The sequence below is a fragment of the Brevibacterium aurantiacum genome, assembly GCF_007558825.1.
In the GTDB taxonomy this organism is placed as follows: Bacteria; Actinomycetota; Actinomycetes; order Actinomycetales; family Brevibacteriaceae; genus Brevibacterium; species Brevibacterium aurantiacum_A.
Genome location: NZ_VLTK01000011.1, coordinates 27,761 through 39,764 on the forward strand (window position 1 = coordinate 27,761; position 12,004 = coordinate 39,764).

The following is a 12,004-nucleotide window of genomic DNA, read 5'->3' on the forward strand; positions in this document are numbered from 1 at the left end:
GCACCGACCGACTGTTGACCTGTCAGAGCGGCCATTTCGCGACTCGCGCGCAAATCTGCCCAATGCGCGGCCCCGGACGTGACACGATGCAGGGAGACGCGATAAAGGAGCTTAAGGCATGCGTGAACTGATCTTGAACGGAGTCGACGCCGACGGCACTCATCTGCTGCTGAACGACGAAAACGGGCTGCAGTATCGATTGGCTCTCGACGAAGCTCTGTACGCCGCTGTCCGCAAGGACCGCACCACAGTCAAGCCCGAGACCCCTGTGCGCCCTCGCGACATCCAAGCGATGATCCGGGGCGGGATGAGCGCGGAGGAAGTCATTGCTTCCACGGGTGCCGATATCGAACAGGTCCGCACCTACGAGCGCCCTGCTCTTGCCGAACGCGCACACACCGCGTATACGGCCAGTCAGCATCCGATCTATTCCGATCATGACCCCAACGGCGACCCGACCCCCTTGGTGGAGCTGTGTCAGACCCGTCTGGCGATGCGCGACGTCGACATCGAGACGATGGACTGGGATGCGTGGAAGCAGCAGGACGGCAACTGGTACATCCAGCTCAGCTTCACCGCCGCGGATCGGACCCGCACTGCCGGATGGAGCTACTACCGCCGGTCGCTGACCCCCATCGATGACGAAGCGAAATGGCTCGCCGATTCGGGACCCACGGACACAGGACCGATTCCGAACTACGGAACCGGGGCCGAACGTCAGAAGAACACCGAGGAGATCGAAACCCCGATTGCTCCCCCAGCTCCGAACGATTCGACTCCGGCCGCCCGGGACCACCAGGCAGAGACCGGACGGATCTTGGAGAATCTGCGCAAGCGTCGTCGCCATGAGGACGAGGACGAGCCACGTGGCAGACTTCGCGCAGTCACCGAGGACCCGGAAACGCATCCTCAAGGTGCGCACACCGCGCCAGGACGGCCCGCAGACGCCACCGATGATGAGGTCTTCGCATTCGAGGACCCGGCAGCTGCCGATCAGACGGCCCTCGACCCGGACGAACCTCAGGAGCCGACCCAGGAGGTCGGCAGATTCGACGACGACAATCAGCTGTCCCTGCTCAACGAGCCGGGGGTCAGTGAAGATTCGAATCAGTTCAAGGACACAGAGTCGAAGGCGAAGGCGAAGAAGAACAGTCGCGCATCCATCCCCAGCTGGGACGAGATCATGTTCGGCTCGAAGCGCGACTGAGTTCGCCTCCCAGCTCGACCAGTCGATCGCTGTCTGCGATCAGACTGCGGTCGTGAGTGACCATCACAACGGCGTGTGAGTCCAGACTATCCCGCAGATCACTCACCAGCCGGTGAGCCATCTCATCATCCAGATGTGCTGTCGGCTCGTCGAGTACGAGCACTTCGGCTCCGCTCAGAAGCGTCCGGGCCACAGCCAGGCGCTGACGCTGGCCCCCGGAGATCTCAGCTCCGTGATCGCCGACCCAGAGGTCGAGTCCGGCCGGATCGGCCCATTCGCCTAAGCCCGCGCTGGTCAGAGCCGCGCACATCTCCTCACTGCTGGGTGTGTCTCTGCGCGCGATCGCCAGATTGCCCCTCACCGTCGACCGGAACACATGCGCCTCCTGCGGGCACCACGCGATTCGGCCGGCGAGGTCCTCCGGCGCCAGACCGAGCACGTCCGTCTCGCGTCCTGCATCGTCTTCTGCCCGATAGGAGCCGAACCACGGGTCGAGGAAACGCAGCAGCACACTCAGCGTCGTCGTCTTTCCGGTGCCGCTGTCGCCGTGCAGGACGGTCCACCTGCCCTTCTGAGCTCGCAGATCCACATCGGCGACTACTGGACCGTCGTCCCACCCGACGCTCATATCCTCGAGCTCGAGGACAGTGAACGTTTGCGCATCGGAGACCTTGCCCCTGTGATTATGGGTCGAGGGACTGGACTGGGCAGGTGACAGTGCAGGGATGCGGTCGAGGACAGCACCGAGGGTCGGCAGCGCACGGTATGCGAGCAGTGACTGTGAGAAGACATCTGCAGAGCCCAGTGCAATGAGAACGACGACTGCCCGGATCTCGGTCGGTGCCGACGACGACATCGCGATGAGCACAGCAGCGCCCACCGTACTCAGCTGCAGCCAGAGCTGCGCCAGACCGAAGCGGTTCGAGGAGCGACGCTGGACACTCTGCAGCTCCTGCTCTTCGCGAGCGAGCACTGTCAGCACAGTGGCGTCTGCTCGATTCGTGCGCAGATCCGTTTTGGCGTTCAACGCCCGAGCCAGGACGGAGAGTATCCGGCTGCGGAGCTTTCGGACTCGGCCAGCGAGGCCGCTTTCACTCCAGATCACTGCTGCTGGCACCACGAACAGGTTGATCGCTCCGAGCGCCAGGAACACCGGCAGCGTCGCCGGGTCAAGCGCCCAGGCCGCGATGAGCACGGCGAGAAAGACCAACGACGAGGCGACAGGCGGGAACAGAGTCCGCGGAATCAGGTCCCGAACATCATCGGCATCGGAGACCATGGTGCGCAGCGCGGCATCAGAGGTCAGCAGCTTCCGATCTCCCATGCCGACTGCTTCGAAGTGCTCCCAAAGACGAGAGCGCAGTCTGCCCAACGAAGCGAAGATCGCCGAGTGCAGTTTGAGCCGACTGAGGTAGAGAAGCACTGATCGGCTCAGCCCGAAGAACCGCACGCCGACGATGGCGACCATGAGAATCATGATGGGAGGCTGGTATGACGCTTCGACGATGAGCCAAGCGGAGACTGCAGTCAGCGCGATTGCCGCCAAGCTGGAGGCGCAGGACGAGATCAGAGCAATGATCATGTTCGGGGTGAAGAGAGGCATGCTCGACCGCAGGAGCGACCACCGCCGACGAAGAGCCGCTCCTCGACCTTCTTGTGCCCAGCCGTGGCCCTCGCCCGCTGCATCCGCGTTCTGTGTTCTGCCAGCCGCTGCGGATTCGGAGGGCAGCGCAGGCTCGGTGAGCCTCGTTGGGGCGGTGCGTACCACCGGGGCGGCGAGTGTTGCCGAGTCGGCGTGCGAGGCCGCTGGGACATGATTCCGCGGATCGGATTCCGGATCTGCGCACTGGTCGGCATCCCGATCAGCTTCCTGTGCGCGCGCCCGTGCTGACCGTGCTGCGGGCGTGCCCGGGATGGGTTTCCTGGGAATGATCTCGTCGTCGGCGAGTGCGACGACCCGGTCGTCATGGCTGGCCAGGATGACTCGCACACGAACTGCCGCCTCGGCGATCATGTCGATGATGATCTGCGCGTTGTCATCATCGAGGTGAGCAGTCGGTTCGTCGAGGACGAGGGTCTCCGCGTCGCCGTCAATCAGGTGGACCACCCGGACGAAGGCGAGTCGACGAAGTTGGCCAGGGCTCAGAGCAGATGTCGACAGAGTCGGATCCTCAGGCAGACGGGCTCCGCGCAGTGCAGTCCCCTGTTGTGAGTGTGGGAGACCGTAGACCTCGAGCTCGGCACCGCTCGTCGCACCGAAGATGCGTGGGGCCTGCGGGAGAAAGGCGACTCGGCGCGGTCTCATCGTGGTTCTAGCCTGTGCAGGCAGATGACCGGACAGGGCTGCCAGAATCGTCGACTTTCCTGCGCCCGAAGCTCCTCGAACCGCAGTGATGCCGGGAGAGGTCGGGAAGTCGCCGTTCCACTCGACCGTCGTTCCGTTCGGGTAGACGACGCGGTGTCGGGCGCCAGCATCTGCATCACTGGCAGCACCGACACCGGCTGCAGTGGAACCTGCCGCACCGACACCAGACATATCGTCGCCGTCGGGCCCTTCCGGTGTCGCACTGTTGGTGCCTGCAATCAGCGCGTGGGCACGATCCTGTGCCTCGCGGCCGTTCTCGCTGGCGTGGTATCCGGCGCCGAGTTCGCGCAGCGGAGTGAAGCACTCGGGAGCCAGGAGCAGGACGAAGAGGCCGGAGCTCAGGTCCATGGTTCCGGAGACGAGGCGCAGCCCGATGACGACGGCGACGAGAGCCACAGAGATCGTGGCGATGAGTTCGAGGGCGAGGCTCGAGAGGAACGCGATACGCAGCGTGGCGAGGTTCGCGCTGTGGTACTTCTTCCCTAAAGCACGCAGGGTGCGCGCGTGGTCCCTGGACCGCCCGAGCCCGATGAGCACGGGCAGGCCTTCGGCCAGCTCGGCGAGGTGGTCGGACAGACGTTCGAGTGCTGTGGTGCTGGCAGCTGTCGAAGCCTCCGTGAACCGGCCGATGAGGATCATGAAGACCGGCACCAATGGCAGGCACAGCGCGATGATGACCGCCGAGAGGACATCGGTGAAGACGATCCGTATCAGCAGCGTCAGCGGCACCACCGCTGCGGCGCTCAATGCCGGCACTACGGTCGTGAAGTAGTCGTCGAGGTCGTCGATGCCGCGCGTGACGGTGACTGCCGTGTTCATTCGCGGCTGCCCGCGCCCGGCGAGGAGTGATCGCAGGATCGAGAACCTCAGCCGCTGCTTGTTCGCAGCAGCCAGAGACGTCCCCAAACTATGATCCGTCCAGAGGCTCGCACCTCGCAGAGCCGCTCCCAGGAGCCCCAGCACCGCCCAGACTGCGACGGGGCTTGACCCGATGATCGATCGCACCAGAGCCTCGGCGATGAGCACGATGCCCACGGCCCGAGCCAGGGCGCTGAACAGGGAGAGGCAGAATCCGCGCTGACCGCCCGGCAGGTCGAGCAGAATCCGCAGTGGGGATCTCATGACCTGATCGCCACCGGCACACGGTGCGCTTCGGGGATGTGGGTCTCGGCGATACGGCCCAGGAACATGCGATAGCTGAAGATCTGGTAGCCGATGATGATCGGCAGGCAGATCACGGTCACGACCAGCATCACCGTGAGCGTGTAGTCCGATGAGGACGCCGAGGCGATTGTCAGCGAGTTCGCGGAGTCCGGTGTGGAGGGCAGCACGTTGGGATAGGCCCCGGCGAACACAGCGAAGAGTCCGAACACGAGGTAGAGCCCGTGCAGAGCGAAAGCTGCCTTCTCCGCCCCGGACCGCACAGCGAAGTACGTCGCACCCAGCGCGATCACCGTTGCGAGGACCACAGCAATGAGCCATGGGCGCTGGGTGATGGAGAGACCGAACCAGATGAGGAAGCCGATTGAGCACGGCAGCAGCATCCTCCGTGCCCATCGCTGAGCCTTGTCTCGGATGTCGCCCTGCGTCTTCAGACCCAGGAAGATGAGGCCGTGGACGAGGGCGAAGCCGACTCCGCCCACACCGCCGAAGACTGCGGGCCACCCCATCCAGGCGAATGCTCCGCCGACGATGTCACCGTTGCCATTCAGCGGCAGCCCGCTGGAGGTGATGGCGAGCATGGCACCGATGAAGAATGCGATTCCACCCGACCCCACGGCCATCGCCCAGGTCCAGAAGGACTTCCATGCCCGGCTGTGTCCCTTGCCGCGATATTCGATGGCGACGGCGCGGAAGATCAATGCCAGCAGGCACAACGTCAGCGGTATGTAGAGGGCGCTGAACAGGGAGGCATACCAATGTGGGAAGGCTGCGAACGTGGCCCCGGCCGCGGTGACCAGCCACACTTCGTTGCCATCCCATGTCGGACCGATCGTGTTGAGCAGCACCCGCTTCTGCCGTTCGGTACGGCTCAGCACCGGCATCAGCATGCCGACGCCGAGGTCGAAGCCGTCGAGGAACAGGTACCCCATCCACAGGACGATGATGAGGACGAACCAGATCGTGGCGAGAATTTCCATCGTGTCTTCTCCTCAGTACGCGAACGACAGGACGTCGTCTTCGTCGTTCGTGATCCGCGGGGTGTGGTTGGTCTTCGTGACCTCAGGCATCGCCGAGGCGACCCCTCCCCTGATGTAGACGATGAGCAGCCGCAGTTCGACCACCATCAGAACGCCGTAGACGAGGCTGAGGCTGATCAAGGAGAACAGCAGCATCGCCGGCGTGAGTTGGGGCGACAGTGCAGCCTGGGTGAACATGTACACAGCGTCTTGTCGTGCGGGATTCGGCGCGACCACGAACGGCTGACGTCCCATCTCCGTGAAGATCCAACCGGCAGAGTTCGCGATGAAGGGTGCTGTGATGGACAGGAGCGCCGCACGCATCAGCCAGGCCGAGGCGGGGACGGTGCCCTTGCGCGTCAGCCACAGCGCCAGGGCGCTGACTCCCGCTGCGATCATGCCGAATCCGATCATGAGACGAAAGCCCCAGTAGGTGACGATCATGATGGGCTGGTAGTCGATCTTCTCGCCGGAGTGCTGGCCGTAGCGTTCATCCTCGGGAAGATGGGTGCCGTACTTCTCCTGGTAGTCAGGAAGCAGAGTCGTCACACCGTGGACCGGGGTGTCGAAGTCGCCGTTGGCGAGGAAGGACAGCAGACCGGGGATCTCGAACACGTTCTCAACACCATCACAGTCGTTCGAGGAGGGGTCTCCGATCGTGAGCACCGAGAACTCCGTTCCATCGTGGCAGGCAGCCTCAGCCGAGGCCATCTTCATGGGCTGTTGTTCGAACATGAGCTTTGACTGGATGTCGCCGGTGATCGCCACACCGGCGAAGGCGACGATGCCGACGACCGCGCCGATCCGCAGGGAACGGATCCAGACCTGGTGATCGATGGCATCTCGTCCGGGCACATCGGGAGCGGAGCCGACGACGACCTTTCCGTCGGCTCCGATGGTGTCAATTCCGTCTTTGCGCCGGCGGTACAGGTGATACCAGGAGATTCCGAGCAGGAAGCTGCCGCCGACGGCCAGCGCCCCGCACAGCGCGTGGGTGTAGGCGGCGATCGCCGTGTTGTTCGTCAGCACTGCCCAGACATCGGTCATCACCGGTCTGCCGTCGACCATTTCGACCCCGACCGGATGCTGCATCCACGAGTTCGCGACGATGATGAAGTAGGCGGAGATCCACGACCCGATGACCGCACACCAGAGGCTGCCCAGATGGACAGCACGAGGGATTCTGCCCCAGCCGAAGATCCAGAGCCCAAGGAACGTCGACTCCAGGAAGAACGCGAGCAGCGCTTCCAGCGCGAGCGGCGCACCGAAGACGTCCCCGACGAAACGGGAATACTCGCTCCAGGCCATACCGAACTGAAACTCTTGGACCAGGCCGGTCGCCACACCCATGATGAAGTTGATGAGGAAGAGCTTCCCGAAGAACTTGGTGCTGCGCAGGTACATCTCATTGCCCGTGCGGTGGTACATGGTCTGCAGAATCGCGACCAGCATGCCGAGGCCGAGGGTGAGTGGGACCATCCAGAAGTGATAGACGGTGGTGATGCCGAATTGCCAGCGCCCGATGAGAACCGGATCCAGGTCCATGGGTACTCCGTTCGCGGAAGACCAAATTTCTACAACACGTAGAATTCTACAGCGCGTAGAAGCTATCGCGGCAACATTCCGCCATCTAAGATCTGCCGTCCCAGAACGTGCGTCAGTGCCGGTTTGAGTTCACCCCATTCCCCCGAGATGTGCAGGACACCGATTCGACCGAACAGCGCACCAGCAGCGGCGACGAAGCGAATTGCAGTCGATCTCACATGGAATTCGACAGCTTGTAGAGTTAGACTGAACTGGCAACAAGGACCATCACCTCGAAGGACAAGGACACCGTGGGAACACTGGGCGAACTCGAACGCAGCGTCATGGACGCCATCTGGGTACATGATGATGGGTTGAGCGCGGCCGAACTCCGCGACGTGCTGGCAGCACGCGATCTGGCACTGACCACCGTCCACACCGTCCTCACCCGGCTGGAGAAGAAGGGGTTCGTCACTCGCGACCGCAGCATCCGTCCGCATCGCTACCTCGCAGTTTCGACGCGGGAAGACCATGTTGCAGAGCTGATGACCGAAGTCCTGTCACAGGCCCCGGATCGCCAGGCCGTTCTTGCCCGATTCCTCGGCACCGTATCGGAGGCCGACACTAAGGCCCTGCGTAAGATGCTGGGACGCAATCACTCGACCAACTCCTGACGCAGGTCGTTCCCGAGCATGAGCGTCGTGGGATCCGTCCTCGCGGTACTTGCATTTCTCTTAGCGTGGCCGGTTCCGGCCGCGCTCTCCCGTTTTCGGGGAGATCCCATCTCGCAGGTCATTCTGTGGCAGGCCGTCGGCCTCTCCGGTGGCCTCTCACTTATCGGCACAGCACTGGCTTTTGCCGTTGCTCCGACTTCGCACAGTCTGCCTGAGGGACTCTGGCAGCTCGCCAGAGGACAGTCGCACGCTCATCTCACGGTCTTCGCCTGGATTTTCCTCATCATCGCAATGGCACTCATCGCCCGACTGCTGGGTTGTCTTGCCCTGACGTTCTACTCCGCGCGCAGAACTCGCATTCGCCATGATGAGATTCTGCATCTGCTCAGCGAACCATCCGCGACGTACCCTGATACGCGGATCATCACGACCGACGAAGCTGTCGCCTATTGCCTGCCACAGGGGCCGCGCAAAGGAACTGCAGTGCTCTCAACAGGACTGCTCGAAGTCCTCGGCGAGGACGAGCGCACAGCCGTCATCGCACATGAGAGAGCCCATCTGGACTTCCGCCACGACGTGCTGGTGATTCCCTTCGCCGCGTGGCACCGTGCTCTGCCGTTCTTCTCGGCTACCGCGATCGGCCTCAACTCAGTCAATGGTCTGATTGAACTCATGGCCGATGACCAGGCTCGCGAGCACGTCGACCCGGCGATTCTGGCGAAGGCAGTGCGAGAAGCGGCGGGCATCAGCCCAGAGCATCGCAGCGATCTCTCGACTCAGCGGATCGACCGTCTGTCCCGGCCTCTGGACCCTGCACGGGTACCGGTGCGCGTGACGTCGACGCTTGTGGCGCTGGGCCTGCTGCTGGTCCCCAGCTTGTTGCTCTTCGCCCCCGTCGCTCCCGGATTCTGACCCCTCGCGTCGCCCCGGCTCAGCTGTCGATGCGTTCAGCGTCGAGAACAGCGGCTCCCGAGACGATGAACTCTTTTCGCGGTCCGACAGATGACCCCATCAGAAGCTCGAAGGTGTTCTCTGCTGCCTCGGCGTCGGCCATGGTCACTCGGCGCAGTGTGCGCATGCTCGGATCCATCGTCGTCTCCGCCAGCTGGTCGGCATCCATCTCACCCAGTCCCTTGTAGCGCTGGATGGGTTCCTTGTATGCCTTCTTCGACTTCTCCAGCTTCTTCAGCAGAGCATGGAGTTCTGCCTCGCTGTAGGTGTAGATGACGTCGTTGGGCGTCCCGCGCTTCGTGACCACCTCCACACGGTGCAGGGGCGGCACAGCCGCGAACACTCGACCCTGTTCGACCAGTGGCTTCATATAGCGGAAGAACAGGGTCAGCAGCAGGGTCCGGATGTGAGCACCGTCGACGTCGGCGTCGGTCATGATGATGACACGTCCGTAGCGGGCCGCGTCAATGTCGAAGCTGCGGCCGGATCCGGCCCCGATGACCTGGATCAGTGCAGCACATTCGACGTTGGCCAACATGTCCGACAACGATGCCTTCTGCACGTTGAGGATCTTGCCGCGGATGGGAAACAGTGCCTGGTGGTCGGAGTTGCGAGCGGCTTTCGCCGTTCCCATCGCGGAGTCGCCCTCAACGATGAACAGCTCTGTGTTCTCCACTCCGTTGTCACGGCAGTCGTAGAGTTTGGCTGGCAGGGAGGATGCCTCGAGCGCCGTTTTGCGCCGCTGGTTCTCCTTGTGCGTGCGAGCCGAGATGCGCGACTTGAGCTCCGCGACGACCTTCTCCATGAGGACCGCGGCCTGCTGCTTCTCTGCGCGCTTGGTCGAGGACAGGATGTCGCCCAGTTGCTTCTCGACCGTCTTCGCCACGATCTGCCTGACCGCGGCCGTACCCAGTACTTCCTTGGTCTGCCCCTCGAACTGCGGCTCGGCCAACTGCACCGTGACCACCGCTGTCAGGCCGGCCAGCACGTCGTCCTTCTCGAGTTTGTCCTTGCCCAGCTTGAGCTTGCGGGCGTTGGCCTCGACAGCCTTGCGCATGGCCTTGAGGCTGGCCTGCTCGAAACCTGCCAGGTGGGTTCCGCCGTGCGGAGTGGACACGACGTTGACGAAGGACTTGACCTTCGTGTCGTAGCCGGTCCCCCACCTCAAGGCGATATCGACGCCCACTTCGCGCTCGACCTCTTTCGAGACCAGGTGACCCGAGGAGTCGAGCACTGGGACTGTCTCGCTGAATTTTCCGGTGTCCTGCAGACGCCAGGTGTCCGTCATCGGCGGGTCGATCGACAGATGGTCGACGAATTCGGTGATGCCGCCGTCGAAGCGGAAGACCTCGAGGCGTTCGGCGATGACCTCGCCGGTCTCGTCGCGGGCGACTCCACGGCGATCTTCGATGCGCAGTTCGAGCCCGGGGACGAGGAATGCCGTCTGGCGTGCACGCTCGACGAGGTGCTGGTAGTCGAACTGGGCCTTGGACAGGAATATCTGCGGGTCAGCCCAGTACTGGACTCGGGTACCCGTGACTCCCTTCTTCGCCTTGCGGACGACATCGAGCCCGGTCGGCTCCTGGAACTCCTCGAATGGGTTGTCAGGACCGGGCTGTCCGGAGGAATCGTCGAAGCGCCCCGGCACACCTCTGTGGAAGGACATCTTGTGAACCTTCGACCCACGCGTGACTTCGACATCGAGTCGAGCAGAGAGTGCATTGACGACGGAGGCGCCGACGCCGTGCAGACCGCCGGACGCGGCATAGGAACTGCCGCCGAACTTGCCTCCGGCGTGGAGCTTGGTCAGAACCACCTCGACGCCGGTCAGTCCCGTCTTGGGCTCGATGTCCACGGGGATGCCTCGGCCGCTGTCCGTGACCGCCACTGAGCCGTCCGGTTCGAGTTCGATGAGGATCGACTTGCCGAAGCCGCCCAGAGCCTCGTCGACGGCATTGTCGATGATCTCCCACAGGCAGTGCATCAGCCCACGGGAATCAGTGGTCCCGATGTACATACCCGGACGCTTGCGAACCGCTTCGAGACCCGACAACACTGACAGATGCCTGGCGCCGTAACTTTCCTCTTCCACACGTTTCCTCTCGTTCGATTAAATTCTAATCCCTCAACCGGCTCTGTCTCTGCCATTGCGGTCCGTGTCTCGTGTCGATTCCGCCGAAACCACCTGTTGCCGACATCTTTCCTGGAACAATGGCACTATGTCTCCTCGTCGCAGTGCCCTTGTCCCACTCTTGTGCGTGGTTCTCACCTTGCCGGGCCTCACGGGGTGCAATGCGAGGCCGCCGTCGCAACCCGCTGCGTCCACACCGGCAGAGCCCGAGGCAATGCCGAGTTCGACGAGCCCCGCCGCGCAGGATACCCCAACAACGGATCCTGCGGTCGACCTCAGCGGTCGCACGATCGCCATTGACCCTGGTCACAACGGAGGCAACGCCTCACACCCGAACAAGATCGCCCGCCCAGTTCCGGATGGACGAGGTGGGACCAAAGCCTGCAACACCACCGGAACCGCGACGGATACTGATTATCCCGAGACTGATTTCAACTGGGGCGTTGCACAGAAGCTCGAACGGGAACTCGAAGACGCGGGGGCCGAGGTGGTCATGAGTCGCGACGACAACACGGGCGTGGGCCCCTGCGTCGACGAGCGCGGCACGTTCGCCGATGACGCAGACCTCATGGTCAGCATCCACGCCAACGGCAGCGAATCGGCCACGCCCAAGGGCTTTCATGTCATCGTCGCGGAACCGGGCAGCTCCGAAGCTGTCGAAGACGACTCGAACCGCCTCGCCGATGCTATGAGTAAGGCATTGGCTGACCAGTTCACCCCTAACAGCGCCTACGGGAAGAACGCCATCAGTCGGCGCCCCGACCTTGCAGGACTCAACAACGCCTCGGTTCCTGCCGTCATCGTCGAATGCGGTGAGATGCGCAATCCCGACGAAGCCGAGACCATGGAATCGAAGTCCGGTCAGCAGAAGTATGCCGAGGCTCTGATGCAGGGCATCGTCGACTGGTACTGAACGGGCAGCGATCGAACCTGAACGACCCCGTCTGAGCAGGTCCTGCAACAGACAGATCG

The 12,004-nt window shown here is 63.0% G+C and carries 8 protein-coding genes; 4 read left to right on the forward strand and 4 right to left on the reverse strand.

Annotated elements, in window-relative coordinates; genetic code table 11:
• Window positions 1–118: 118 nt before the first annotated feature.
• Window positions 119–1,207 carry a septation protein SepH gene (gene sepH, locus FO013_RS17035; RefSeq protein WP_143923757.1) on the forward strand — a complete coding sequence of 363 codons (1,089 nt, stop codon included), beginning with the start codon at window positions 119–121 and terminating at the stop codon, window positions 1,205–1,207.
• Here sepH and cydC read toward each other — a convergent pair.
• From cydC to FO013_RS17050, 3 genes are read right to left on the reverse strand one after another with little or no spacing between them, the layout of a single operon-like run.
• Window positions 1,182–4,694, reverse strand: a complete 3,513-nt coding sequence (cydC, locus tag FO013_RS17040) for a thiol reductant ABC exporter subunit CydC (RefSeq protein WP_143923758.1) — start codon at window positions 4,692–4,694, stop codon at window positions 1,182–1,184. The genes sepH and cydC overlap by 26 nt on opposite strands.
• Entirely contained in the window at window positions 4,691–5,713 is a 1,023-nt protein-coding gene (cydB, locus tag FO013_RS17045; RefSeq protein ID WP_143923759.1) for a cytochrome d ubiquinol oxidase subunit II, read from the reverse strand. Before cydB ends, cydC begins: the two co-directional genes overlap by 4 nt.
• A gap of 12 nt (window positions 5,714–5,725) precedes the next feature.
• Entirely contained in the window at window positions 5,726–7,291 is a 1,566-nt protein-coding gene (locus FO013_RS17050; RefSeq protein WP_395949937.1) for a cytochrome ubiquinol oxidase subunit I, read from the reverse strand.
• A 296-nt stretch (window positions 7,292–7,587) separates the two neighbouring features.
• Between FO013_RS17050 and FO013_RS17055 the strand changes: the two genes are divergently transcribed.
• Window positions 7,588–7,950, forward strand: a complete 363-nt coding sequence (locus tag FO013_RS17055) for a BlaI/MecI/CopY family transcriptional regulator (protein ID WP_143923761.1) — start codon at window positions 7,588–7,590, stop codon at window positions 7,948–7,950.
• Between the two features lie 18 nt (window positions 7,951–7,968).
• The gene (locus tag FO013_RS17060) at window positions 7,969–8,862 is read left to right on the forward strand and encodes a M56 family metallopeptidase (RefSeq protein ID WP_143923762.1); all 894 of its coding nucleotides are present in this window, start codon (window positions 7,969–7,971) and stop codon (window positions 8,860–8,862) included.
• A gap of 19 nt (window positions 8,863–8,881) precedes the next feature.
• Here the strand turns inward: FO013_RS17060 and FO013_RS17065 are convergent, their stop codons facing one another.
• Window positions 8,882–10,993, reverse strand: a complete 2,112-nt coding sequence (locus FO013_RS17065; protein ID WP_143923763.1) for a DNA gyrase/topoisomerase IV subunit B — start codon at window positions 10,991–10,993, stop codon at window positions 8,882–8,884.
• A gap of 253 nt (window positions 10,994–11,246) precedes the next feature.
• On the opposite strand from FO013_RS17065, the gene FO013_RS17070 reads away from it, so the two are divergent.
• Window positions 11,247–11,945, forward strand: coding sequence for an N-acetylmuramoyl-L-alanine amidase (locus FO013_RS17070; RefSeq protein ID WP_260848228.1), 699 nt, complete (start codon window positions 11,247–11,249; stop codon window positions 11,943–11,945).
• Window positions 11,946–12,004 lie beyond the last annotated feature (59 nt).

What these genes read in the sequence shown, in the direction of transcription:
- FO013_RS17070 (WP_260848228.1), top strand. Translation starts at nt 11,247, where the DNA reads ATGCCGAGTTCGACGAGCCCCGCCGCGCAGGATACCCCAACAACGGAT.
- FO013_RS17060 (WP_143923762.1), top strand. Translation starts at nt 7,969, where the DNA reads ATGAGCGTCGTGGGATCCGTCCTCGCGGTACTTGCATTTCTCTTAGCG.
- cydB (WP_143923759.1), bottom strand. Translation starts at nt 5,713, where the DNA reads ATGGAAATTCTCGCCACGATCTGGTTCGTCCTCATCATCGTCCTGTGG.
- cydC (WP_143923758.1), bottom strand. Translation starts at nt 4,694, where the DNA reads ATGAGATCCCCACTGCGGATTCTGCTCGACCTGCCGGGCGGTCAGCGC.
- sepH (WP_143923757.1), top strand. Translation starts at nt 119, where the DNA reads ATGCGTGAACTGATCTTGAACGGAGTCGACGCCGACGGCACTCATCTG.